Raw genomic sequence first — 24,840 nt, forward strand, 5'->3', positions numbered from 1 at the left:
TAATAGCTGCTTGCGCTTGGCGGGCAAGCGCCGGAGGCAAAAAACCCATCAACCCTCTGCCACACGCCCTGCGTCGATGGTGATGCGCCGCTCGCACTGCGCGGCGATGGCCCGGTCGTGGGTCACCAGCACCAGCGTGGTTCCCAATTCGCGGTTGAGTTCAAACATCAGCCGCATGATGGATTCACCCGTCGCAAAGTCCAGGCTGCCGGTGGGCTCGTCGGCCAGCAACAAAGCGGGCTGCACCACAAAGGCACGCGCCAAGGCCACGCGCTGCTGCTCGCCGCCCGAGAGCACCTTGGGGTAATGCCCCAGGCGCTGGCCCAGTCCCACACGCTCCAGCATCTCGGCAGCGGCCTTGCGGGCATCGCGCCGCTCGGCCAACTCCAGGGGCAGCATCACGTTTTCGAGCGCGGTGAGGTTGCCCATGAGCTGAAAGCTCTGGAAGACGAAGCCCACCTTTTGCGCCCGCAGGGCGGCCCGGTCGTCCTCGCTCAGCGCGAAAAGGTCTTGCCCATCCAGCCGCACCGTGCCGCGTGTGGGGGTGTCCAGGCCGGCAATGATGGACAGCAGCGTGCTCTTGCCCGAGCCCGAGGCGCCCACAATGGCCGCCGTCTCCCTTGGCGCCAGACGGAAATCAATATCCCGCAAAATGTCCAGCGTCCCGGTGGAGTCCGTCACCGACTTGAACACATGCTCGACAGCAATAATGGGCGTTACGGGCAACGAGGGAGATTCAGGCATGAAAGGCTCTTTACTTTGATTCGCGATCTGTATCGGCGTCACTTTATCCTCACCGCCTCCATGGCTGCCGCCATGGGGATTTACGCGCCTGGCATCGGGGCCCAAACCACAGCGCGCGCAGCCCCCAAAGCAGCCAAGTCAGCGGTCATTCTGGTGCTGGGCGACTCGTTGAGCGCCGAGTACGGTTTGCCGCGCGGCTCGGGCTGGGTGGCCCTGCTGGAAAAGCAATTGGCTGCCGACAAGATCAGCGCGTCTGTGGTCAACGCCAGCGTGAGCGGCGAAACCACCTCGGGCGGCCGCTCGCGCATAGCGGCGCTGCTCCAGCAGCACCAGCCCAGCCATGTGGTAATCGAACTGGGTGGCAACGACGCGCTGCGCGGGCTGCCGCTGCAAAACACCCAGGACAACCTGACCTTCATGACCCAGGCCGCCCAGAAAGCGGGCGCCAAAGTGCTGCTGGTGGGCATGCAGGTGCCGCCCAACTACGGCACCGATTACGCCAACCGCTTTGCCGCGCTGTTTGAAACGGTGGCCAAGGCGCAGAAAGCGGCGGTGGTGCCGTTCTTCCTCAAAGGTGTGGCCGATGAAGCCGACCCCGCCGGCATGTTCCAGCCCGACCGCATTCACCCCAAGGCCGAGGCCCACCCGCTCATGCTGGCCAATGTGTGGCCAGAGCTGAAGAAAATGCTGCGCTGACGCGCCAAAACAAAAAGCCCTGCAAACGCTGAAACCAGCGGTTGCGGGGCTTGTGAGCGAGACTTTGCCTGGGCACCAGAAAAAACCTTCTGCGCGCCGGGCCCAAAGTGTCAGTTGTTCGTGCCTTCACTGGGTGCTGCGGAGGGCGCTGCATCCTGATCGCCCTCAGCGTTTCCCGTCTGCGGATCGTCCGGCCGGCGTTGTGCTTTGGCTCTCAGCTTCTCTTCTTTTTTTTGTTTCTTAGCGAGTTCGCGCTGGCGTTTTTCGTATCCGTAGTTAGGTGTTGCCAAGGTGTTTGCTTTCTGAAGTAGAGGCCCACTGTAACAGCTTGGCTTTCGGGGCCAAGGCTCAAGCCAATTCGGGCTGCATGGCAGCGGCAGGCACGCGCTGCACAGCGGCACGGTAGGCATGCCAACTGGCATGGCCCAGCAGCGGCCCCACCAGCACCAATGCCACACTGCCCGCCCACAATGATGCGCCCACCAGCAAAGTGATGAGAGCACCCCACAGCAGCATCGTCAAGGGGTTCTCCAGCACCACGCGAATGCTGGTGATCCCAGCCGTCAGGGCATCGGTGTCGCGGTCAAGGATCATGGGAATGGACACCACCGAGGTGGAGAACACCAGGGCAGCAAACACCCCGCCCACTGCCGAGTACACCGCGACAAAGCTCCAGTTCTCACGGTTGAACACCGCCTGCAACACGCCCGTGGTGGACGGCATGCCCGTGTTGAAGAACACGGCAAACACCACCAGCGACGCCCGGCCCCACAACAACTCCAGCACGATGAGCACCAAGACCAGCATGCCCATGCTGCCCATGTGGCTGTCCCAGCAAGTCAGGGACTCGCTGAGCTGTGGCGGAATGCCTGCTTCGCGCCGGCGGCTGGTTTCGTACAACCCCATCGCCAGAAAGGGCCCAACCAGCAGACAGCCACTGGCCAGGGACATCGTGTATTCCGGCCGCGTGCGGAACACCCAGCCCAGCACCATCGCCATGAACCAGAAACACAGGCCGTAAAACACGGCAATACCCGGCGCAGCGCGCAAATCCTGAATGCCCTGTGCCAGCCAGCGGAAGGGGTCTGCCAACGTCAGACGCTGCAGAACGATGGGGGCAGCATCGCGGGTGGGAGGAACCTCGGGGACGGGGGTGTCTGACATGAGGGGGCACTGCGAGGTAAAACGAGGACTTAACCCACATCAAGTGGGCGCTGACCACACCGTAATGCAGCCTGCCGTGCTTTACCACTGAGGAAACTACCACCCCGCCCCTCCCCCCGCCCTCCGCGCGCCCCTGCATCTCTGCACAAGATGTCTGGGGGTTCTGTGCCGTGGTGATCAGGCTGGAGCGCGCTCCATCACCTCAAGCGCCTGGGCCAGGTCGGCACGCAAATCCGGGGCGGCTTCCAGGCCAATCGCAAAGCGCACCAAGGTGCCCGGCTTCAGGTGCGGTGTGGGGCCGCTGCGCATGCTCGGCAGGTTGTAGGGCACCACCAGGCTGATCGGGCCGCCCCAGCTGTAACCCAGCTTGAACAAACGCAGCGCATCGCAGAACGCATCCACCTGCGCCTGGCTGTAGCGTGCATCGATCATCACACTGAACAACCCGGCCGCCGCGCCCTGCCCCGCGTTGGCTGCGCCGCACAAGGCGCGCCAATGTTCATGGCCGGGCGAGCCTTCAATGGCCGGATGCAGCACCTGTGCAATGGCGGGCTGGGTTTGCAGCCAATGGGCCAATTCGCGGGCCACGCGGTCGTGCGCGGCATAGCGAAGCTCCACGCTGGGCAATGAGCGCAAAACCGCCTCGACGTCATTTGCCCCCACCCCCAAGCCCAGCCGCATATGCGTGAGCTTGATCTTCATGTGCAGAGCGTTCGACCGGGTCATCACACTGCCCATCAGCACGTCACCACCGCCGCTGGGGTATTTGGTGAGCGCGTGGGCAGACACATCCACACCCAGTGAGCCATCGCCCAGAAAATCAAATGGCGCAAAAGCCAATCCGGCGCCCCAGGTGTTGTCCAGAGCCGTGAGAACCCCACGCTCACAGCAAATGTGCACCTGGGCAATCAGATCAGGAAACTCCATGGTCACAGAGCCAGGGGCTTCCAGCCAGACCAGCCGCGTTTTGGGCGTAATGCGCTGGGCCAGGTCGTCAGGATTCAAGGCATCGAAAAATGCGTGGGTGATGCCATAACGTGCCAGTTCCACCACGGCAAAGTCTTTGCCTGGGCCGTACGCGTTGTCGGGGATCAGAACTTCATCGCCCGCTTTCAGCAATGCCAAACCCACGGTGGCAATGGCAGCCAAACCGCTGGGCACGAGCACGCATTCGGTGCCGCCTTCCAGCTCGCACAAACGTTCTTCCAGCAAAAAGGTGGTGGGCGTGCCGTGCAGGCCGTAGGTGTAGCCGCTCTTGTCTTTCCAATCGCGGGCGCGCATGGCGGCAACGTTGGGGAAGATGACGGTGGAGGCTTTGAACACGCCCGGTTGGGGCGCTGCGAACTCAGCGGGGGGCGTGTAGGCGTGGTGGATGAGGCGGGTGGAGATGTGGGGTGCAAGGGCTGATGCTTTCATGCGTGCATGTTAGCGCCACCTGCACCGACCCATGGCAGTCTTTAACCGCCAGAAATCACCAGCAAATTGGTCACGGAAGTGACGCCCTTGATGCTCTTGGCGATGGTCTGTGCGCGGTCTTTGGCGGCCAGGTTGGGCGCTGGGCCATTGAGGGTGACGGCACCGTTTTTGGTGTCCACGTTGATCTTGACGGCACTCAGATCCGGGTCTTTGGCCAGGCCCGCAGACACCTGAGCGGTGATGGTCGCATCGTCCACCTTGTCCATCGCGGCGTTGGCGGCCTGCTTGGCAGATTCACCCAGGTCCTTCGCCATGGCTTCGGCGCGCTCAGCGCTTTGGTCCATGCGGGCATCAGCCTTTTCCATGGCAGCCTCGGTTTTCGCCCTCGCGTCTGCCGCGGCTTGTTCTGTTTTTTCGACAGCAGAATCCAGGCGCTGCCCCACGGTGGGCTCTTCGTTGCGGCCACATGCGGTCAAGCCCAAGGCCAGCGCGCTCACGGCCAGAATGGAGGCAATGCGAGCAACCTTGCTGCATTGGGGGCGAGAGGTGGTGACTTCCTGTGGGTTCAATCCGTTGATGTTCATGACAAGTTCCTCGTAATGACAAAGATGGAGAGACTGTAGGCAGGCCTAGCCCCCGGCCGTGTGGGATGCCTGCCAAAACCGTGTAGGACGCGGCTGAAGCCACCCGTCAGCCCAAGAACGCGCCCGGTCAGCGGATCGATGTGTGCCGCCACCGGCAAAAGAGAGTCCCTCACGCCGACCGAGAAGGCCGCTACAACGACAATCCCTCCCCATGCTGCGCTCCGTTCTCCGATCCTGGCTCCCGTTTTTGTCCTGGCCTCGGCCATCTGCCTCTTTGCTGCGTGGTGAGTTCCTGGCAGGTATGACGGTGGGCTTGATGCTGGTGCCCCAAGGGGTGGCCTATGCTGCGCTGGCGGGTATGCCGCTGATCACCGGCATTTACGCATCGCTGCTGCCCGCCCTGGTGGCTGTGCTGTTCAGCTCCTCCACCCGCCTTGGCGTGGGCCCCACGGCGCTGACCAGTCTGCTCATCGGGGCTTCGCTCACGGGTCTTGCCGAGCCGGGCAGCGCTCAGTGGGTTCAGATGGCGGTGTGGATTGCGCTGCTGTCAGGTGCCTTGCAGTGCGTGATGGGGCTGGCCCGGTTTGGCTGGGTGGTGAACATCGTCACGTCGCCGGTGCTCAACGGCTTTACCCAAGCGGCGGCGTTGTTGATCCTGGCTTCTCAGCTAGGGGCCCTCACGGGGCTTCGGTCGAACTGGGGGGCGTTGCTGGCCACCCCGTCCTTAGGGCTTTTTGACCTGGCTGCGCTGGCCTTTGGTGTCGGTAGCGTGGGGGCGCTGCTTCTGGCCAAAAAGCTGAAGCCGACGTTTCCCGCCGCCATCGCCGTGGTGGGTGCTACAGGCGCCATCAGCTGGGCCACCGGTTATGCCGATGCGGGCGGCGCGGTGGTGGGGCATCTGCCCCAAGGCCTGCCAACGCTGCATTGGCCCGGCTGGCTGCCCTGGTCTGACCTGGCCTCACTGCTGATGCCGGTGCTGGTCGTGACACTGGTGAGCTTTCTGGAGACTGCTTCCAGCGCCAAGGTGGAAAGCCAGCGCTCGAGCGAGCGCTGGAACGAAAACCAGGACCTGATCGGCCAGGGTCTGTCCAAAATCAGCAGCGGTCTGTGCGGCAGCTTCGCCACCAGCGCATCCTTTTCGCGCTCTGCCATCAACCTGTATGCGGGCGCACAAACGGGTTGGGCCACGGTGTTTTCGATTGGCGTGGTGCTGGTGGTGCTGCTGTGGCTCACACCTGCGCTGTACTACGTGCCTACCTCGGCGCTGGCAGCGATTGTGGTCACCGCGGTGTTCAGCCTCATCAAGCCCTCTTCCATCACCCGGCTCTGGCGTGTGTCGCGTGTTGAGTCGTTGATTGCCATCGTCACGTTCGGCCTCACCCTGGCCACTGCGCCACGCATGTACTGGGGGGTGCTGGCGGGCTTGCTGATGAACCTGTGCCATTTTCTGTACCAGCGTCTGCACCCGCGCATCATAGAGGTGGGCCTGCACCCGGACGGAAGCCTGCGTGATCGGCACCTTTGGGGCCTGGAGCCACTGGCGCCGCACGTGCTGGCCCTGCGCATGGATGCCGAACTCGACTTTGCCTCGGCCAGCGCGCTGGAACAAAGGGTGGCGCAAGACCTTGGCGCGCACCCCGACGTCAGGCACCTGTGCCTCCTGGCCCAGCCCATCAATCGCATCGACGTGACGGGTCTGGAGGTATTTGCCCAACTGCACGCGCTGATGCTGGCCCGCGGGGGCTGTCTGCATGTGAGCGGGCTCAAACTGCCGGTGGAAACAGCGCTGCGCAAAGCGGGGGTTCTACCCGCTGCGGCAGGTCTGGTCACCTACCGTACAGACGCCGAAGCACTTGTGGCCTTGCAGCAACTTCCGAGTGGCCGCTAACCCCGTTACCCGCGCCCTGATTGCATTACGCAAGGCGTGGCCGCTGCTACACTCGAACCAACTTTAGAAGCAACCATTTGTGTCTGATTCGGCGGCCCCTCACCTTGTAGACCTGCGCGATTTGCGCCTGGACACTGCCCACGCCCTGGTATCCCAGGTCCACGGCGGCGGGCCAGCTACCGCCTCTGACTACGCCCATCCACGGCAGTACCTGCAAGGCCTGATTGACGGGCTGTGCGAGCTTTCGCTGAAAGACCCCCTGACAGGCTTGGCCAACCGCAGGCATTTTCGTGCGGTGCTGGAACGCGAAATTGACCGGGTGACACGCTCTGGCGAAGCAGCACTGCTGCTGATGCTGGACATCGACCACTTCAAGAAAGTGAACGATGTGCACGGACACTCTGCGGGTGACCTGGTGCTGCAATCGGTAGCGCGCACCCTGAGTGCCTGTGTGCGGCCCATGGACACCCTGGCCCGCTACGGCGGTGAAGAGTTTGCGGTGGTGCTTCCCGCCTGCCACTCGGCGTTTGGGCATGTGGTTGCCGAGCGTATCCGCCGTGCCGTGGCCAATACGCCAATTCGAATTTCTCCCTCGGTCGAGCTGAATGTCACCGTGAGCATTGGCGGCGCATTTGCGCTGCAATGGATCCGCTCTACCACTCTGCTGTGGATTGATCGGGCTGACAATCAGCTCTATCAGGCAAAATCTCTAGGACGCAACCGCGTGAGCATCGAGGAGCAGCCCGACAGCACCGTCAGTGCTGAAGAAAAGAGCTTGTTGTTTGGCCCGCTGTATTCTCCTTCGGGCTGGGGCGATCTACCGCCCCCGCTGGATGCAACAGGCAGCGCCTACTGAAAGTTAGATGATGAGCGACGCGCTGTCCCCCCAACCCATGACGCCCAACGCAGCGCCCGTGCAGGCAGTCCCTGCCACGGGAGCGCGCATCATTGCCATCACAAGTGGCAAAGGTGGCGTCGGAAAAACCTTTGTTTCAGCCAACCTCGCGGCGGCATTGACGCGCAGAGGCCAGCGCGTCTTGGTGTTGGACGCCGACCTCGGCCTCGCCAACCTGGACGTGGTGCTCAACCTGCACCCCAAGATCACGCTGCACGATGTGTTCACGGGCAAGGCCCGCCTGGAAGACGCCATCATCAAAGCCCCGGGCGGGTTTTCGGTGTTGCTGGCAGGCTCTGGCATGGTCGAGTACTCGCGCCTCACGCCTGAAGTGCGCAACCAGTTCTTGAGCGTGATCCAGGCGCTGACGCCTCAATACGACGTGGTGCTGCTGGATACGGGCGCTGGCATTTCCGACGTGGTGCTCTTTTCCGTGTCGCTGGCTTCCGAAGTGCTGATCGTGGCCACGCCCGAGCCCACCTCGCTGACGGACGCCTACGCCGCCATCAAGGTGCTGGCCATGCAGCAACAGCGCCAGCATGTGCGCATGGTCATCAACCAGGCTGCGCGTCCGGGCGACGGGCGGGCCATTACCAGCCAGCTGCAGCAGGTGCTCGACCGCTTCGTCAGCACCCAATCAGGCCGCCCCGTGCGCTTGATCCACATGGGCGATATTCCTGCCGACCCATCGGTGCGTGATGCGGTGATGCGCCGCCAGCTCTTGCTGGTGAACACGCCCGGCTGCCCTGCGGCGCTGGCCATTTCGCAGCTGGCGAACAAGATCGAGACAGCGCTGCTGACCCCCACGGCATAATTCTCGCCGTGCTTACCTGCCGGGCCGGGCTTCGTGCCCCGCACCCTGCTCTTTGGGCTGCCTGCGCTTTCGACAACCGCCCCCGGTTTCGGCAGGCCCGCTTCGCAGCTTGTCTACCCTATCCCGCCGTGACATCCGTACTCAACATCTCCTGCTACAAATTCGTGCCCCTGCCTGACGCAGCCGAGTTGCGTGAACGGCTCCACGCGCAAGCGGTGGCTGCAGGCCTGAAGGGCACGATCTTGCTGGCCGAAGAAGGTATCAACTTCTTTTTGGCGGGCGCCGCCGAAGCAGTGCGCGGCTTTGTGAACGGCATGCGGGTGGACGAGCGCTTTGCCGACCTGGAGCCCAAGGAGAGCTGGTCCGACACGGTGCCGTTTCGCAAGATGCTGGTCAAGGTCAAGCGCGAGATCATCCGCATGGACCACCCCACTATCCGCCCGGCGCAGGGGCGTGCCCCGTCGGTGGACCCGGCCACGCTGCACCGCTGGCTGGAACAAGGCCATGACGACGCTGGCCGCGAGGTGGTGACGCTGGATACGCGTAACGCGTTCGAGGTGGACGCCGGGACGTTCGCCGACGCAATTGACTGGCGCATTGCCAAGTTCACGGAGTTTCCTGACGCCTTTCGCGCGCACAAGGCGGAGCTGCAGGACAAAACCGTGGTGAGCTTCTGCACCGGGGGCATTCGCTGCGAAAAGGCAGCCATCCTGATGCGGGAGGAAGGGCTGGAGCATGTCTACCAGCTTGAAGGCGGCATCCTCAAATACTTTGAACACACCGACGGAGCGCACTACCACGGCGGCTGCTTCGTGTTTGACGAGCGCACCGTGCTGGCGCCCGATCTTTCTGCACAGCCATCTGCCAAGGCTGGCGACGAAGATGCCAGTGCATCCAGTTGAATTTACTATCAAAAAGTGAGCTGCTTGCGCTTGTCAAATAAGCGCTAGAGCCACTTTTAAATCAAACCCTGTCAGGGCTTGAAACGTCGCTCGGGCAGCGGTATGGACTCTGTCTCACCCGGCACATGGCCCATGCGCTGGGCCTCCCAGTCGTCGGCTGCCTGAACGATGCGTTCTTTGCGGGTGGAGACAAAGTTCCACCAGATGTGCCGGCGCTGGAGCAAAGCGTCGCCGCCTACCAGCATGCAGCGCACGGCGCTGTCTCCTGCTCGCAGCTGCATGGGCTGGTCTGTGGGCAGCACCGTCAAAGTCTGGGCGGCGAGCGTGACGCCGTCCAGGGTGACAGCAGCATCCACGGTGTACAAACCCGCCTCTTGCGCCAAGCCTGCGGGCAACGGGAGCACCCCACCGGCAGGCAGCTGGATATCCAGGTACAGAGCCGGCGCCAGGCTGACCACCGGGGACTGCTGCCCCCAAGCCTGGCCTATGAGCACACGCACCGTGGCGTCCCCCACTTGCAGCTGCGGTATGGCGTCTGCCGGGGTGTGCACAAAGCTGGGCTCCGCCTCTTCTGCCTCCACCGGCAGCGCTGCCCACAGCTGAATGCCGTGGTTCACGTAGCTTGTCTGCGCCAGTGCCTGCGGGCGACGTTCGGAGTGGACGATGCCTTTGCCCGCGGTCATCCAGTTGATGGCGCCTGGCTCGATTTGCTGCACCGAGCCCAGACTGTCGCAGTGCATGATGGCGCCCGAGAACAGGTAGGTCACCGTGGCCAGGCCAATGTGCGGGTGCGGGCGCACATCGTGCTCTGACTCCGGCGTGACGGTGACCGGGCCAAAGTGATCAAAGAACAGAAACGGCCCGATGGATTGGCGCCCCACGGCAGGCAACAGCCTGCGCACCTTGAACCCGCCGCCCAGGTCTTTGTCGTGCGCTGTGATGGTTTGCATGGCTGCCATGGTGTTTGCCTTTTCTGTAATGGCCCCGCCCCATCCAGGGTCAGGGCAGATCAAGCCGGGGAGCGTCAGCCCTTGAGGCGCGCCGTGATATCGGCCACCCGCTTGCCGTACAGCTTGGCGGTGTCCAGGTCGCCCTGGGGAATTTCTGCCACAGACGCGTCAGATGGCGACTGCACCAGCAAGCCCACCGAGCCGCCCAGGTTGTTCACATCGCTGCGCGTAGCAGCCTTGCTGTTGCTGGGCAACATGCCCAGGCTCACCCACACGCCACCATGTTGCGACGCCAGGGTTTGCAGCGCAATCAGCGTGACCTGCTTGTCGCCGCTGAGGCTGGCGCTGTTGGTAAAGCCACCAAACACCTTGTCTTGCCAAGCGCGAGAAAACCACGCTTTGGATGACGCATCGGCAAACTTCTTGAACTGCCAGCTGGGGCCGCCCATGTAGGTGGGGGTGCCGAAGATGATGGCATCCGCGGCGTTGAGCGTTTCCCAGCCGCCTTCAGGCAGGTTGCCCTCGGCGTCAATCGCCAGCAACTGGGCATTTGCGCCATCGGCCACTTGCTGGGCGACGCGCTGGGTGTGGCCGTAGCCAGAGTGGTAAACCACAACGATTTGGGACATCAGAAACTCCTTAAATCAACAGACCAATGTAAACAGACTAAAAAGACGAGCGATCAGTTTGCCAGATCAAACACCAGCACTTCCGCATCCTGCCCGCCAGACAGCGAGACCTGCCTTTCATTTTCCAGCATCGCGGCGTCGCCCGCCTTGAGGCATTCGCCATTGACCATGACGGTACCGCGCACCAGTTGCACATAACCCTTGCGACCCGGCTGCATGGGCAAGGTGGCCGTCTCGTCACCGCTCAGCAAGCCCGCGTAAATGGCGGCATCGGCATGGATCAACACCGAGCCTTGCGCCCCATCGGGCGATGCCACGAGGTGCAGCTTGCCGCGCTTCTCGGCGTCGCTGAAGCTCTTTTGCTCGTAGCTGGGCGCAATGCCGCGCACGTTAGGCTCGATCCAGATTTGCAAAAAGTGCGTGGTCTGCCCGGCAGCGTGGTTGAACTCGCTGTGCATCACGCCGGTGCCTGCACTCATGCGCTGCACGTCTCCAGGTGGAATGCCCTTGACGTTGCCCATGCTGTCTTTGTGGGCCAGTTCACCCGACAGCACGTAGCTGATGATCTCCATGTCACGGTGGCCATGGGTGCCAAAGCCGGTGCCGGGCGCAATGCGGTCTTCGTTGATGACGCGCAGGTTGCCAAAGCCCATGTGACGGGGGTCGTAGTAGCCGGCAAAAGAGAAGCTGTGGAAGGACTGCAGCCAGCCATGATCGGCATAGCCCCGGTCTTGTGATTTGCGAATCGTCAGCATGGTGATTGCTCCTTTCAATGCCTCCACTGTAGGACGCGCGGGGCTTGCACAGGCTCTGTCCGATTGATGGCATCATTCAAAACGCTTGAACAAAAATGAGCCGACCATGCAAAACGCTCGCGATGTCCTCACGCCTGACAGCCTGACCATGCTGCAGGTGATTGCCGAAGCAGGCAGCTTTGCCGCCGCCGCCCGGCAACTGGGGCTGGTGCCCAGCGCCCTCACCTACCGCGTTCGGCAGATCGAAGACGCGCTGGATGTGCTGCTGTTCGACCGCAGCGCCCGCCAGGCCAAGCCCACAGAGGCTGGGGCCGAGCTGCTGCGCGAGGGCGGCCGGCTGCTGCAGGATATTGATGCCGTAGCCAACCGCGTGCGCCGGGTGGCCACGGGCTGGGAGCCGCAGCTCACGCTGTCGATTGACGGAGTGATCTCTCCGCACACCATGCTGGAACTGGTGGAGGGCTTTTACGCCATGTCGCCCCCCACCCGCCTGAAGCTGCGCGACGGCATCATGAGCGGCACGCGCGAGGCATTGACGTCGGGCCGGGCTGACCTGGCGATTGGAGTTTCCAACATCGCATCCGACGTGGCCGGGCTGCAGCAGGCACCACTGGGTGACCTGCTTTTCATCTACGTGGTGGCCCCCCACCACCCGCTGGCCAGCATGCCCGAGCCCATCACCGATGCCGTGATGTTGCGCCACCGGGCCGTGGCGGTGGCTGATTCGGCCCAGCGCGGGGGCATGACCATGGGCCTGCTGGGCGGGCAGGATGTGCTGACGGTGGACACCATGCAAGCCAAGGTGCAGGTGCAGTTGCGCGGCCTGGGAGGTGGCTTTTTGCCAGAACCCATGGTGCGCCCCTACCTGGAAGCCGGCCGCCTGGTGGCCAAGCGCGTGGCCCGCCCCGAGCGCCAGTTGCGCCTGCACTATGCCTGGGGCGGCCCGGGCTTCACGGCACCGGGGCGCGCGTTGCAATGGTGGCTGCAGCAGTTGCAAAGCCCCACCACGCGCAAGGCCCTGCTGGAAAACCACCACCATTTTTGAGCCGCGACAGACCGGCGCGCGTGTAGAGTGGGTACCGTCCAGTATTCAACGTCGAACGTCACTTCCGCTGTCTCTGAACGTCTCTGAAAGGCAAACCATGAGCAAAACCGTTTCCCGCCCCTCCAAGCGGCCCCGACGCAACGACACATACACCCCGGCGCCCGGCCCGCGCCACTTCGCCATCATCGGTGCAGGCATGGCTGGCATTGCGTGCGCCCGTACCCTGGTGCAGGCAGGCCACCGCGTCACGGTGTTCGAGCAGGCTGATGCGCCAGGGGGCCGCACGGCCACCGTGAACACAGTGTTCGGCTCGTTTGACATTGGCGCGCAATACTTCACCGTGCGCGACCCGCGCTTTGCCCGCGCCATCGACACCGTGCCCGGGCTTTGCAAGCCCTGGAGCGCGAACAACGTCCGCGTGCTGGACGCCACCGGCCGCGTCACCTCGCAGGGCCTGCTGTCGCGCGAAGCGCATTGGGTGCCCAGCCCCGGCATGCAATCGCTGGTGGCTGCCTGGGCGCAGCCACTGCAACAGGCGGGTCAGGTACAGCTCAACACACAAGTGCAGCGCGTGGAGCGCGACAGCCTGAACCCCCAAGGCTGGCAATTGCGCACCCAAGGCTCGGATGGCTCCCAGCATGTGTATGCGGGATTTGATGCAGTGCTGTTCAGCCAGCCCGCCACGGCAGCGCAGGCGTTGCTGGTCAAGTCGGCCATTGACTGCACGCTGACCACGCCCCTGTCAAAGGTGGCCATGGCCCCCTGCTGGACGCTGACTTTGGCCTACCCCCAGGCCGTGCGGCCAGGGCTGACCACCCTGGGCCCCCAGTGGAACGTGGCGCGCAGCACCCACCACCGCATTGCCTGGCTGGCCCGCGAATCGTCCAAGCCCGGCCGCGGCACGGTGGAGCGCTGGACAGTGCAGGCCAACCCTGCCTGGTCCGCAGAACACCTGCAAGACGACGAAGCCCGCGTGCAAGCCAAGCTGCTCAAGGCCTTTGGCGAAGTCACCGGCCTGCGTGCCGAGCCTGCCCATGTGGCCCTGCACTGCTGGCCCTATGCCCAGACCACCCACCCGCTGGGCCAAAGCCATCTGTGGGACGCCAGCATGGGCCTGGGCGCTTGCGGCGACTGGTGCCTGGGCCACCGCCTGGAAGACGCTTTCATCTCGGGCCTGGAACTGGCACTTGCGGTTAAATGAGTGGGGGGAGCGTGATGGGAGCCCTTCACCAGGGCTCCACAGCCCTTGCGTCCTCCGCCTGCAGCCGCAATGTGCCCCACGCACCCCGCCCCTACATCGGGCGCTTTGCGCCCTCACCCACGGGGCCGCTGCACGCAGGCTCGCTGGTCGCGGCGCTGGCCAGCTGGCTGGATGCCCGCGCGGCCAAGGGCACCTGGCTGGTGCGCATTGAAGATGTGGACACGCCTCGCTGCATTCCCGGGGCGGACCAGACCATTCTGAGCCAACTGGCCCAGTGCGGTCTGCACCCCGATGGGCCCGTCGCGTGGCAGTCTCAGCGCAGCGCGCTGTACCAGCAGGCGCTGGACTCGCTGGTCGCACAAGGCCTGGCCTACCCTTGCGCATGCTCCCGCAAGGAGATCGAAGCCGCCCAGCTCGCCCTGGGCCATGCCAAGGAGCGCCACGCCGCCCTGCCTTACCCAGGCACTTGCCGCCAGGGCCTGCATGGCCGAAGCCCGCGCGCATGGCGTTTCAATACGACCGACTTTTACCAAAAAGTGGCTCCAGCGCTTACCCCACAAGCGCCAGCAGCTATCAATTCAGAAGCAAACGTCCTGCCATGGAAGGATCGGCGGCTGGGCCTACAAGTGCAAGACGTGGTCAGCGCCGTGGGCGACTTCGTTCTCAAGCGTGCAGACGGCCTGTGGGCGTACCAGCTGGCCGTGGTGGTGGACGACGCCGAGCAATCGGTCACCCACATCGTGCGCGGCGAAGACCTGGCCGACAACACCCCGCGCCAGATCCTGCTGCAAAAAGCACTGGAGCTGCCCACACCTGCCTACCTCCACACCCCCCTGGTGCTGGATGTGAATGGCGAGAAGCTATCCAAGCAAAACGGCGCTGCTGCGGTGGACCTGTCCAACCCGCTCATGGCGTTGAACCAGGCAGCGCAGGCTCTGGGTTTACCCGCAGTGGCAGATTCACACCACATTTCGGTGTCCGATGCGCTTGCGCACTGGGTTCAGGCTTGGTCACGAATCTACAATGACGCACCGTGATCGAACAGAACAATATTTCCACTAGCGCAGAGCCTTCCGCTGCGCCACAAGCCGCTGGCGCTGCACCCGCTGGCGTGGCATTTCCCAAAACCATCAAGAGCTATGTGCGGCGCGCCGGCCGCACCACCACAGGGCAGGCCAAGGCCTTTGAAGACCTGGGCCCCCGCTTTTTGCTCAATTACCGGGCAGAGCCCTTCGACGCCACTGCCGCCTTTGGCCGCAATGCTCCGTTGATTCTGGAAATTGGCTTTGGCATGGGCGAGGCCACGGCGCACATCGCCCGTGTGCGGCCCGCCGACAATTTCTTGTGCTGCGAAGTGCATGAGCCAGGCGTGGGCGCCCTGCTCAAGCGCATTGGCGAACAAGACATCACCAACATTCGCATCCTCCAGCACGACGCCGTGGAGGTCATTGACCACATGCTCGCCCCGGGCAGCCTGGACGGCATCCACATTTTCTTTCCAGACCCCTGGCACAAGAAAAAGCACAACAAGCGCCGCCTGATCCAGAGCCCGCTGGTCGCCAAGCTGGCGGCACGCCTCAAGCCCGGCGGGTATCTGCACTGCGCCACCGACTGGCAGCCCTATGCAGAGCAGATGCTTGAAGTGCTGGGCCAGGAGCCCTTGCTGGCCAATACGGCTGAAGGCTACGCGCCCCAGCCGGACTATCGCCCTCTCACCAAGTTCGAAAACCGCGGTTTGCGGTTGGGCCACGGGGTGTGGGACATCGTTTTCAAGCGCCGTTGACCTCTGCCTGAGCCGCACGCACTTCCCCGCCTATGAAGCCCATATTGCAACACCTGGTCGAGATGACTGGCCACCGCGACCACTTGCGGCTGGAAGTGTCGGTGCTCTCGACCCTGCAAAAGCTCAGCGGTATCAAGGAAGTGCGGGCGCTGGAGCTGTTCACCGACGACGGCCAGCCCCATATCCGCCCACGCACCTGGGTGCAGGACGGCCAGCTGGTGTCTACCGACTCCGAGGCCGCCGCAGACCCGCGCAAGGAGCCGCTGGAGCATTACCCCGAACTGATGCACTGCGTGACCACGCAGGGCGACAGCGCCCTGGCGCACCCGCGCCCTGGTCGGCACACGCTGTGGCTGCCGGTGTGGATGCACGAAAAAGTCAGCACCTGCCTGGAAATCACGCAGTCGCGCCCCTTCTCGGCCCACAAGCTGGATGTGCTCAAAGGCGTGTTCCTCGTCTACCAGAACTACCAGAGCCTGCTGGACTATTCAGAGCGCGATGCGCTGACCGGGCTGTTCAACCGCAAGACCTTCGACGAGCAATTTGCCCGCAACGCCCTGCCCGGCCTGAGCAGCAGCAAGCCCCAGAGCGCGGAGTCGATGATTTCAGAAGAAGTCAGCCCCACCAGTGAGCCCGTACAGAACTGGCTGGCGGTGGTGGACATTGACCACTTCAAGCAAGTCAATGACCGCTTCGGGCACCTGTATGGCGACGAAGTGCTGATTCTGGTCGCCAACATTCTGCGCAGCTCTTTCCGCTCGCACGACCGCATCTTCCGTTTTGGTGGTGAAGAGTTCGTGGTGCTGCTGCGCAACACCACGCTTTCCAAAGCCCACAAGGTGTTCAACCGCTTCCGCGAAGCGGTGCAGGAATACCACTTCCCGCAGGTTGGCAACGTCACGGTGAGCCTGGGTTTTGTCGGCACCTCGCGCGGGTCGCCAGTGGAAATTCTGGGCCAGGCAGACCAGGCGCTTTATTACGCCAAGGAACATGGTCGCAACCAGGTGCGCTTCTACGAAGATCTGGTCGCCTCTGGCGAGCTGGCCACCAAAGTGGCCAACGACGACGTAGAGCTTTTTTAAGCGCTTCAGGCGGCTGCAGGCAGCCTGAACGCCAGCGATCAGGTTCCGCGCGATGCCAAGCTTGCCCTCACCACCGCGCGGCCTACAGCAGCAATCGCGGCATCGCGCTGCTCTGGCGCTACCGCAGATCGGGTGAGATAGCAGGTCACCAGCACTGCCCCGCGGTGACCGCTGGCGCCTGGCGGCCAAAGCACGGCCACATCGTTGGCAGTACCACTGCTGCCGGCAGTGCCTGTCTTGTCCCCCACCTTCCAGCCCGGGGCCCCCGCGCGCAAGCGCTTGTCGCCGGTGCTGGTTTCAATGAGCCAACGCTGCAGCCACGCGCGGGACGAGGCAGACAGTGATTCGCCCAACACCAGCTTTTGCATGGTCTGGAGCATGGCCCGCGGGGTGGTGGTGTCGCGCACATCGCCAATGGCGGCCTCGTTCAGGGTGGGCTCATTGCGGTCCAGGCGCGTGATGGGATCGCCCAGCGCACGCAGGTAACGGGTGAGCGCAGCCGGGCCGCCGTGGCGTTCCAGCAAGACGTTGGCTGCAGTGTTGTCGCTCAGGCTCACCGTGGCAGAGCACAGTTCACCCACCGTCAAGCCCCCGCCTGTGCCTGCGCGCGGCCCGCTGACGGGCGAGTAGTCGACCACATCGGCAGGCGCGTAGTGCACACGCGCATCAAGGGGTCTCCTCGTTTTCAGTGCAATAAGTGACGGTACGCAAAGCTAGCACTGGCGCGGGGGTGGTCTGGGTAGACCGTTGATTTCATTGACTTTCCTGTTCGCTTTGTAAACGGGTATGGTGGCCTCCCACTTTTGAGGTTCACGATGCAGGGTTGGCACACAACGTTTTTGGGGATGCGTGGGCTCCCCCGCGATATCAGCGACTTCGAGATGAAGGCATTTTTCACCTTCGATGGTGCCGAGCGCGACGCAATCAATGCACGCCGAGGTGATTCCCACAAGCTTGGTCTGGCGCTCCATATTGGTTTCCTGCGCATGAGTGGGCGTTTGCTCGGTGCCTTTCGGGTAATTCCAGTAGCCTTGTGGCGCCACCTTGGCAACGAGCTTGGCATTGCAGCACCAGAAGTCGCCTCGCTGAGAGCCATGTATGAACGCGGGCGCACGCTATTCGATCACCAACCAGTAGCCTGCACGGTCCTTGGATTCCAGTGGATGAGCGAGCACCAGCGCCGCTCACTGGTACGTGAACTGCGCGACGAAGTGGCGCGCTGCGCCGACCGCGATCAGCTACTCGTGCGGGCGCGTCAATGGCTGTACAAGAACAAGCTGGTGATCGTGCACGAGCGGGCAATTCGGACACTGATTGCGGCGGCACTTGCCCAGCTTGAAGTTGAAACAGGCACCGCCATCGCCGCCAGCGTTGATCCAGCAACACTTGATCGCTGGCGAGCCTCAGTTTCAGAGCTGCGCCCAGATGGACAAACCCAGCAGAGTTGGCTATGGGCTGCACCGGCGAAACACTCAACCCGCCAAATCAGCGAGGTACTGGAGCGCATCGACCTGCTTTACACGCTGGACGTTCATAAGCACCTGGCAGACATCCCCGATCTCATCTTGCGCCGCTACGCGCGCCGACTTGTCTCCAGGCCGCCCTCAGCCGGAGCCAAGATCAAAGAGCCAGCGCGCACCGTGGAGGTCGCATGCTTTCTTCGGTATTGCCTGTTCACCACCACAGACCAGTTGATCCTTATGGTGCAGCGCCGGATCGCCGATCTGTGGCGTCAGGCTGCCGCCGATGTCCCCGCTACCGTCAATTGGGCCGCAATGTACAAAACGCTGCTCGGCGAACTTGTTGCCTTGAGCGCGCAAGGTGCGGTGCCAGATGCTGAGTTGCGTGCCCGTCTTGAAGCCTTGATCACCGAAACCCAGAAACGCAAACCACCGAGCAGGGCCTCCCTGGTCCGCGAGGGATTGATTGATGGAATTCGCCCCGTGCGGTCGTTGCTCGTCGCCATTGCAAAGCTGCCCTGGCAGGCCACCGGCGAGCATCCTGCCATCGAGTACCCTGCCAAGCTGCAAGCTTTATATCTCAAAGGATCCAGAAAGCTGCCAGTTGAAGTGGTGGCACCAAGTCTGGGAATGATCTGGCAGGTTTCGATCTCCAGCCCAGACCGGGAACGGGCGTTTCAGGCGTTGGAGGTGGCCACCCTGTTTGCCCTGCGCCGCGCGGTGCGCAATGGCTCGGTCTGGATTGAGCACAGCCTGAGCTTTCGGGGTCGTGCGCGCTTGTTCTTCACGGACGAGCGTTGGCAGGCAGAGTCCAAGAAACACTATGCCCGTCTATCGTTACCCAGCAAGGCTGCCACTTTCTTGAAGCCTTTGCTGGCCAGAGTAACTGCCGGTGTCGATGCGGTGGCCGCTGCAGCCCGCAGTGGCGTACTGCGCGTGGATGATGAACTCCATTTGTCGCCATTGCCCGCAGAGGACGAAGACCCAGAAGTGACCAAGCTGCGCGCGGCTTTGGATCACCGCATCGGTGAGGTTCAATTGCCGGAAGTGATTCTGGCCGTTGACGCCCAGGTGCGCTTTAGCTGGATCATGCTCGGACGTGAGCCGCGCTCTACCGACGAGCTGCTGATGGTCTATGCCGGCATCATGGCCCACGGCACCAGTCTGACTGCGGTCGAATGCGCGCGCATGATTCCGCAATTGTCTGCCACCAGCATTCGCCAGGCCATGCGCTGGGCGCGGGACGAACGGCGTCTGAGCCAGAGGCCTGCCAGGCTGTGCTGGAATTCATGCAGCGACACCCGATTGCCGCCACCTGGGGGCGGTCCGATTTGGCATCTTCTGACATGATGAGCATGGAGACCACCAAACGGGTGTGGCAAGCCCGGCTTGATCCTCGGCGCAACACACCTTCCATTGGAATCTACTCCCATGTAAAAGACCGGTGGGGCATCTTCCATGCGCAGCCCTTTGTGCTCAATGAGCGCCAGGCGGGCGTGGCCATTGAAGGTGTCATCCGCCAAGAAAAGCTGGAGACCAGCCAGCTTGCTGTGGATACCCATGGCTACACCGACTTTGCCATGTCACATGCCCGTTTGCTTGGTTTTGATCTTTGCCCGCGGTTGAAGGAACTCAAACAGCGCCACCTCTTTGTGCCACGCGGCACCAAAGTGCCCGCAGAAATCGCTGCGGTGTGCGAAGCCAATGTCGACGTCGCTTTGATCGAAAAGCATTGGGATAGTCTGGTGCACCTGGCAGCCTCGGTCATGAGCGGACATGCCAGTGCGGTGGCAGCTCTTGCGCGGTTCGGTTCTGCCGCCCAGGGCGATCCAATCTATGAGGCTGGCGTGCAATTGGGGCGGTTGCTGCGTACGGCGTTTTTGGCTGACTACTTTGTCAAGGACGCTTTCAGGAACGAGTTGCGCCGGGTGCTCAATCGGGGCGAGGCTGTTAACGCCCTCAAGCGCGCCATTTATACCGGCCGGATCAGCCCGGCGCAGGCCAAACGTGTCGATGAAATGCAGGCTGTGGCCGATGCCTTGAGCCTGATGGCCAACATCGTGATGGCGTGGAATACCTCACAGATGCAGGCGGTCCTGGATCGCTGGTCGAACCGCCGCCAGGTCATTCCACCGGAACTGATCGGGAAGATTGCGCCCACCAGGCTGGAGAGCATCAACTTGCGGGGTGTGTTTCGCTTCCCGGTTGACCGCTATGCTGACCAAATCCTGCCTTCGCGGCCAAATGCATCGATAACTGGCACCAATGGATGAAACCGACCACGGTTTGACGCCACGAATCGCAGATTTGAAAGTGAACAGGAAAGTCAATGAAATCAACGATCTACCAACACCACCTCCGCGCCAGTGCTAGCTTTTCGTACCGTCACTTATTGCACTGAAAACGAGGAGACCCCTACAATGCGGTCGCCAGCACATCCGCATCACACATTTCTTGCCTGCTTATGCCCATGAGCGCATCCCACATCGCCTCCACGCCTTGCCCCGTTTGCGGCTCACAGGCCATTGAACCCATCGCCCGTGTCGATGGCAAAACGGGCGAAACGCTGCTTACCGTCAATTGCAGCGCCTGCGGCCTGGGCCGCATTGACCCCTTGCCCACTCAGCCAGAACTGGAAGCCTGGTACACCCACCGCTACCGACAGGACTACAAACAAGCCGTTTCACCCGCGCTCAGGCATGTGTTGCGGGCTGGTCGCAATGCGCTCGACCGATGGGGGTGGTTGCAGACGCAACTTGCGCAAGGCGTCGGGCATTTGCCTTCGTCCGCCGTCACGCTGGACATTGGAGCCTCCAGTGGCGAGTTCGTCGACCTGATGCGCCAGCGTGGCATGCAGGCCCACGGCATCGAACCCCATGCGGGCTATGCTGCCCACGCCCGCGAGACATTGGGCCTGTCGGTCGAGCATGGCGCGCTGCACCAGGTTCTACCCCGGCAGGCAGACCAGCGTTTCGACCTCATCAGCATGTTCCACGTGCTGGAGCACCTGGTCGATCCGGTGGAAACCTTGCGCCTGTTTGCGCGCAAAGTGTCGCCACAGGGGCACTTGCTGATCGAGGTGCCGAACGCAACTCGTTTCTGTGCACCCCGCTACATGTTTTTCAGGGCGCATACCCTTTACTTCACCCAGGCATCGCTGCACCAAACCCTCCGTGCAGGCGGTTGGAGTGTGGTGGCGCACAACCATGCAGACGACGACAACCTCATGGTGCTGGCGCGCCCGGCACCTGACCCCGGCGCCGCCCATGTGCCTGCCAGCTGGCAACCCGGCCGCGCACTGATCGAAGCCCAAAACCGGCGGACGTGGCCCGCCTACCTGGCGGACCAGCTTCGCAGCGGTCGTTGGTTGCGCAAGCTTCGCCAGCGCCAGGAAGAAAAACAAGCGGTGCGGGGCGTCTCGTCGGCGCGAAGCCTGCTGGACGCCCTTTACCAGGATGAGCTCCGCCTGCCGGGTGCCCCGGCCGCCACATCGGGTGGGTGCAGTCAACCCGCTTGCAAGCCCTGGCGGCGCTGAGCATCGGGGGTGGCCTGGGTGCCGCCATCGACCTCTGACCTGACACGATCCGGCTGGTGCGGGAGCCGTTGGCGTCCCGCCCGGGATCCTCTGCACGAATCGAGCGGCAAGTGTGCGCTGCGGATCGGGATGGACTGCAAGGCGCAAAACGGGGTCTCCTCGTTTTCAGTGCAATAAGTGACGGTACGCAAAGCTAGCACTGGCGCGGGGGTGGTCTGGGTAGACCGTTGATTTCATTGACTTTCCTGTTCGCTTTGTAAACGGGTATGGTGGCCTCCCACTTTTGAGGTTCACGATGCAGGGTTGGCACACAACGTTTTTGGGGATGCGTGGGCTCCCCCGCGATATCAGCGACTTCGAGATGAAGGCATTTTTCACCTTCGATGGTGCCGAGCGCGACGCAATCAATGCACGCCGAGGTGATTCCCACAAGCTTGGTCTGGCGCTCCATATTGGTTTCCTGCGCATGAGTGGGCGTTTGCTCGGTGCCTTTCGGGTAATTCCAGTAGCCTTGTGGCGCCACCTTGGCAACGAGCTTGGCATTGCAGCACCAGAAGTCGCCTCGCTGAGAGCCATGTATGAACGCGGGCGCACGCTATTCGATCACCAACAAGTAGCCTGCACGGTCCTTGGATTCCAGTGGATGAGCGAGCACCAGCGCCGCTCACTGGTACGTGAACTGCGCGACGAAGTGGCGCGCTGCGCCGACCGCGATCAGCTACTCGTGCGGGCGCGTCAATGGCTGTACAAGAACAAGCTGGTGATCGTGCACGAGCGGGCAATTCGGACACTGATTGCGGCGGCACTTGCCCAGCTTGAAGTTGAAACAGGCACCGCCATCGCCGCCAGCGTTGATCCAGCAACACTTGATCGCTGGCGAGCCTCAGTTTCAGAGCTGCGCCCAGATGGACAAACCCAGCAGAGTTGGCTATGGGCTGCACCGGCGAAACACTCAACCCGCCAAATCAGCGAGGTACTGGAGCGCATCGACCTGCTTTACACGCTGGACGTTCATAAGCACCTGGCAGACATCCCCGATCTCATCTTGCGCCGCTACGCGCGCCGACTTGTCTCCAGGCCGCCCTCAGCCGGAGCCAAGATCAAAGAGCCAGCGCGCACCGTGGAGGTCGCATGCTTTCTTCGGTATTGCCTGTTCACCACCACAGACCAGTTGATCCTTATGGTGCAGCGCCGGATCGCCGATCTGTGGCGTCAGGCTGCCGCCGATGTCCCCGCTACCGTCAATTGGGCCGCAATGTACAAAACGCTGCTCGGCGAACTTGTTGCCTTGAGCGCGCAAGGTGCGGTGCCAGATGCTGAGTTGCGTGCCCGTCTTGAAGCCTTGATCACCGAAACCCAGAAACGCAAACCACCGAGCAGGGCCTCCCTGGTCCGCGAGGGATTGATTGATGGAATTCGCCCCGTGCGGTCGTTGCTCGTCGCCATTGCAAAGCTGCCCTGGCAGGCCACCGGCGAGCATCCTGCCATCGAGTACCCTGCCAAGCTGCAAGCTTTATATCTCAAAGGATCCAGAAAGCTGCCAGTTGAAGTGGTGGCACCAAGTCTGGGAATGATCTGGCAGGTTTCGATCTCCAGCCCAGACCGGGAACGGGCGTTTCAGGCGTTGGAGGTGGCCACCCTGTTTGCCCTGCGCCGCGCGGTGCGCAATGGCTCGGTCTGGATTGAGCACAGCCTGAGCTTTCGGGGTCGTGCGCGCTTGTTCTTCACGGACGAGCGTTGGCAGGCAGAGTCCAAGAAACACTATGCCCGTCTATCGTTACCCAGCAAGGCTGCCACTTTCTTGAAGCCTTTGCTGGCCAGAGTAACTGCCGGTGTCGATGCGGTGGCCGCTGCAGCCCGCAGTGGCGTACTGCGCGTGGATGATGAACTCCATTTGTCGCCATTGCCCGCAGAGGACGAAGACCCAGAAGTGACCAAGCTGCGCGCGGCTTTGGATCACCGCATCGGTGAGGTTCAATTGCCGGAAGTGATTCTGGCCGTTGACGCCCAGGTGCGCTTTAGCTGGATCATGCTCGGACGTGAGCCGCGCTCTACCGACGAGCTGCTGATGGTCTATGCCGGCATCATGGCCCACGGCACCAGTCTGACTGCGGTCGAATGCGCGCGCATGATTCCGCAATTGTCTGCCACCAGCATTCGCCAGGCCATGCGCTGGGCGCGGGACGAACGGCGTCTGAGCCAGAGGCCTGCCAGGCTGTGCTGGAATTCATGCAGCGACACCCGATTGCCGCCACCTGGGGGCGGTCCGATTTGGCATCTTCTGACATGATGAGCATGGAGACCACCAAACGGGTGTGGCAAGCCCGGCTTGATCCTCGGCGCAACACACCTTCCATTGGAATCTACTCCCATGTAAAAGACCGGTGGGGCATCTTCCATGCGCAGCCCTTTGTGCTCAATGAGCGCCAGGCGGGCGTGGCCATTGAAGGTGTCATCCGCCAAGAAAAGCTGGAGACCAGCCAGCTTGCTGTGGATACCCATGGCTACACCGACTTTGCCATGTCACATGCCCGTTTGCTTGGTTTTGATCTTTGCCCGCGGTTGAAGGAACTCAAACAGCGCCACCTCTTTGTGCCACGCGGCACCAAAGTGCCCGCAGAAATCGCTGCGGTGTGCGAAGCCAATGTCGACGTCGCTTTGATCGAAAAGCATTGGGATAGTCTGGTGCACCTGGCAGCCTCGGTCATGAGCGGACATGCCAGTGCGGTGGCAGCTCTTGCGCGGTTCGGTTCTGCCGCCCAGGGCGATCCAATCTATGAGGCTGGCGTGCAATTGGGGCGGTTGCTGCGTACGGCGTTTTTGGCTGACTACTTTGTCAAGGACGCTTTCAGGAACGAGTTGCGCCGGGTGCTCAATCGGGGCGAGGCTGTTAACGCCCTCAAGCGCGCCATTTATACCGGCCGGATCAGCCCGGCGCAGGCCAAACGTGTCGATGAAATGCAGGCTGTGGCCGATGCCTTGAGCCTGATGGCCAACATCGTGATGGCGTGGAATACCTCACAGATGCAGGCGGTCCTGGATCGCTGGTCGAACCGCCGCCAGGTCATTCCACCGGAACTGATCGGGAAGATTGCGCCCACCAGGCTGGAGAGCATCAACTTGCGGGGTGTGTTTCGCTTCCCGGTTGACCGCTATGCTGACCAAATCCTGCCTTCGCGGCCAAATGCATCGATAACTGGCACCAATGGATGAAACCGACCACGGTTTGACGCCACGAATCGCAGATTTGAAAGTGAACAGGAAAGTCAATGAAATCAACGATCTACCAACACCACC

Annotated in this window: 20 protein-coding genes and 2 pseudogenes; 13 read left to right on the forward strand and 9 right to left on the reverse strand. The window is 62.5% G+C overall.

Translation table 11 applies throughout. From position 1 onward, the window contains the following. Window positions 1-48 precede the first annotated feature (48 nt). Window positions 49-744, reverse strand: a complete 696-nt coding sequence (locus PQV96_RS10795) for an ABC transporter ATP-binding protein (protein ID WP_066784428.1) — start codon at window positions 742-744, stop codon at window positions 49-51. A 60-nt stretch (window positions 745-804) separates the two neighbouring features. On the opposite strand from PQV96_RS10795, the gene PQV96_RS10800 reads away from it, so the two are divergent. Beyond that, the gene (locus tag PQV96_RS10800; RefSeq protein ID WP_170207415.1) at window positions 805-1,440 is read left to right on the forward strand and encodes an arylesterase; all 636 of its coding nucleotides are present in this window, start codon (window positions 805-807) and stop codon (window positions 1,438-1,440) included. A gap of 110 nt (window positions 1,441-1,550) precedes the next feature. On the opposite strand, the gene PQV96_RS10805 is transcribed toward PQV96_RS10800, so the two are convergent. The 4 genes from PQV96_RS10805 to PQV96_RS10820 form a co-directional block, all read right to left on the reverse strand. After that, on the reverse strand, window positions 1,551-1,730 hold the full coding sequence (locus PQV96_RS10805) for a hypothetical protein (protein WP_142084315.1): 180 nt from the start codon (window positions 1,728-1,730) through the stop codon (window positions 1,551-1,553). A gap of 58 nt (window positions 1,731-1,788) precedes the next feature. After that, on the reverse strand, window positions 1,789-2,604 hold the full coding sequence (locus tag PQV96_RS10810) for a DUF2189 domain-containing protein (RefSeq protein ID WP_142084316.1): 816 nt from the start codon (window positions 2,602-2,604) through the stop codon (window positions 1,789-1,791). A 177-nt stretch (window positions 2,605-2,781) separates the two neighbouring features. Continuing rightward, window positions 2,782-4,020 (reverse strand): PLP-dependent transferase, encoded by a 1,239-nt coding sequence (locus tag PQV96_RS10815; RefSeq protein ID WP_273622826.1) that lies wholly within the window; start codon window positions 4,018-4,020, stop codon window positions 2,782-2,784. 41 nt (window positions 4,021-4,061) lie between these two features. After that, the gene (locus tag PQV96_RS10820) at window positions 4,062-4,604 is read right to left on the reverse strand and encodes a BON domain-containing protein (RefSeq protein ID WP_142084320.1); all 543 of its coding nucleotides are present in this window, start codon (window positions 4,602-4,604) and stop codon (window positions 4,062-4,064) included. 211 nt (window positions 4,605-4,815) lie between these two features. On the opposite strand from PQV96_RS10820, the gene PQV96_RS10825 reads away from it, so the two are divergent. The 4 genes from PQV96_RS10825 to PQV96_RS10840 all read left to right on the forward strand — a co-directional run bounded on the left by PQV96_RS10825 (window position 4,816) and on the right by PQV96_RS10840 (window position 9,103). Next, window positions 4,816-6,492, forward strand: coding sequence for a SulP family inorganic anion transporter (locus PQV96_RS10825; protein ID WP_273622829.1), 1,677 nt, complete (start codon window positions 4,816-4,818; stop codon window positions 6,490-6,492). A 79-nt stretch (window positions 6,493-6,571) separates the two neighbouring features. Further along, window positions 6,572-7,348 (forward strand): GGDEF domain-containing protein, encoded by a 777-nt coding sequence (locus PQV96_RS10830; protein WP_273622831.1) that lies wholly within the window; start codon window positions 6,572-6,574, stop codon window positions 7,346-7,348. 10 nt (window positions 7,349-7,358) lie between these two features. Beyond that, window positions 7,359-8,201: a MinD/ParA family protein gene (locus PQV96_RS10835; protein ID WP_142084325.1), complete on the forward strand. Its 843-nt coding sequence runs from the start codon at window positions 7,359-7,361 to the stop codon at window positions 8,199-8,201. 128 nt (window positions 8,202-8,329) lie between these two features. Then, the gene (locus PQV96_RS10840; protein ID WP_207373322.1) at window positions 8,330-9,103 is read left to right on the forward strand and encodes a sulfurtransferase; all 774 of its coding nucleotides are present in this window, start codon (window positions 8,330-8,332) and stop codon (window positions 9,101-9,103) included. A gap of 71 nt (window positions 9,104-9,174) precedes the next feature. Here the strand turns inward: PQV96_RS10840 and PQV96_RS10845 are convergent, their stop codons facing one another. From PQV96_RS10845 to PQV96_RS10855, 3 genes are all read right to left on the reverse strand, one after another. Further along, window positions 9,175-10,062, reverse strand: a complete 888-nt coding sequence (locus PQV96_RS10845) for a pirin family protein (protein ID WP_273622835.1) — start codon at window positions 10,060-10,062, stop codon at window positions 9,175-9,177. 65 nt (window positions 10,063-10,127) lie between these two features. Further along, a complete protein-coding gene (locus tag PQV96_RS10850) occupies window positions 10,128-10,682 on the reverse strand; it encodes a flavodoxin family protein (protein ID WP_044395197.1) in 555 nt (184 codons plus the stop codon). 53 nt (window positions 10,683-10,735) lie between these two features. Beyond that, complete coding sequence (locus PQV96_RS10855; protein WP_273622836.1) at window positions 10,736-11,437, reverse strand: pirin family protein; 702 nt, start codon at window positions 11,435-11,437, stop codon at window positions 10,736-10,738. Between the two features lie 106 nt (window positions 11,438-11,543). Between PQV96_RS10855 and PQV96_RS10860 the strand changes: the two genes are divergently transcribed. The 5 genes from PQV96_RS10860 to PQV96_RS10880 all read left to right on the forward strand — a co-directional run bounded on the left by PQV96_RS10860 (window position 11,544) and on the right by PQV96_RS10880 (window position 16,548). Then, on the forward strand, window positions 11,544-12,482 hold the full coding sequence (locus PQV96_RS10860) for a LysR family transcriptional regulator (protein WP_273622838.1): 939 nt from the start codon (window positions 11,544-11,546) through the stop codon (window positions 12,480-12,482). A 97-nt stretch (window positions 12,483-12,579) separates the two neighbouring features. After that, window positions 12,580-13,683 carry an NAD(P)/FAD-dependent oxidoreductase gene (locus PQV96_RS10865; protein ID WP_273622839.1) on the forward strand — a complete coding sequence of 368 codons (1,104 nt, stop codon included), beginning with the start codon at window positions 12,580-12,582 and terminating at the stop codon, window positions 13,681-13,683. 14 nt (window positions 13,684-13,697) lie between these two features. Beyond that, window positions 13,698-14,720: a tRNA glutamyl-Q(34) synthetase GluQRS gene (gene gluQRS, locus PQV96_RS10870; RefSeq protein WP_273622841.1), complete on the forward strand. Its 1,023-nt coding sequence runs from the start codon at window positions 13,698-13,700 to the stop codon at window positions 14,718-14,720. 14 nt (window positions 14,721-14,734) lie between these two features. After that, window positions 14,735-15,466, forward strand: coding sequence for a tRNA (guanosine(46)-N7)-methyltransferase TrmB (trmB, locus tag PQV96_RS10875; RefSeq protein WP_370541224.1), 732 nt, complete (start codon window positions 14,735-14,737; stop codon window positions 15,464-15,466). A gap of 32 nt (window positions 15,467-15,498) precedes the next feature. Continuing rightward, window positions 15,499-16,548, forward strand: a complete 1,050-nt coding sequence (locus PQV96_RS10880) for a GGDEF domain-containing protein (protein WP_273622843.1) — start codon at window positions 15,499-15,501, stop codon at window positions 16,546-16,548. Window positions 16,549-16,586: 38 nt separating this feature from the next. Here the strand turns inward: PQV96_RS10880 and bla are convergent, their stop codons facing one another. Continuing rightward, window positions 16,587-17,243 (reverse strand): class A beta-lactamase, encoded by a 657-nt coding sequence (bla, locus tag PQV96_RS10885; protein ID WP_337931940.1) that lies wholly within the window; start codon window positions 17,241-17,243, stop codon window positions 16,587-16,589. Between the two features lie 120 nt (window positions 17,244-17,363). On the opposite strand from bla, the pseudogene PQV96_RS10890 reads away from it, so the two are divergent. From PQV96_RS10890 to PQV96_RS10900, 3 genes and pseudogenes are all read left to right on the forward strand, one after another. Next, window positions 17,364-20,281 (forward strand): annotated as a pseudogene (locus PQV96_RS10890) (Tn3-like element IS1071 family transposase). 197 nt (window positions 20,282-20,478) lie between these two features. Then, window positions 20,479-21,543, forward strand: coding sequence for a class I SAM-dependent methyltransferase (locus PQV96_RS10895; protein WP_170207446.1), 1,065 nt, complete (start codon window positions 20,479-20,481; stop codon window positions 21,541-21,543). 295 nt (window positions 21,544-21,838) lie between these two features. After that, a pseudogene (locus tag PQV96_RS10900) lies at window positions 21,839-24,756 on the forward strand (Tn3-like element IS1071 family transposase). The last annotated feature ends 84 nt before the right edge of the window (window positions 24,757-24,840 follow it).

The organism is Acidovorax temperans, from assembly GCF_028596105.1.
Classification (GTDB): Bacteria; Pseudomonadota; Gammaproteobacteria; order Burkholderiales; family Burkholderiaceae_C; genus Acidovorax; species Acidovorax temperans.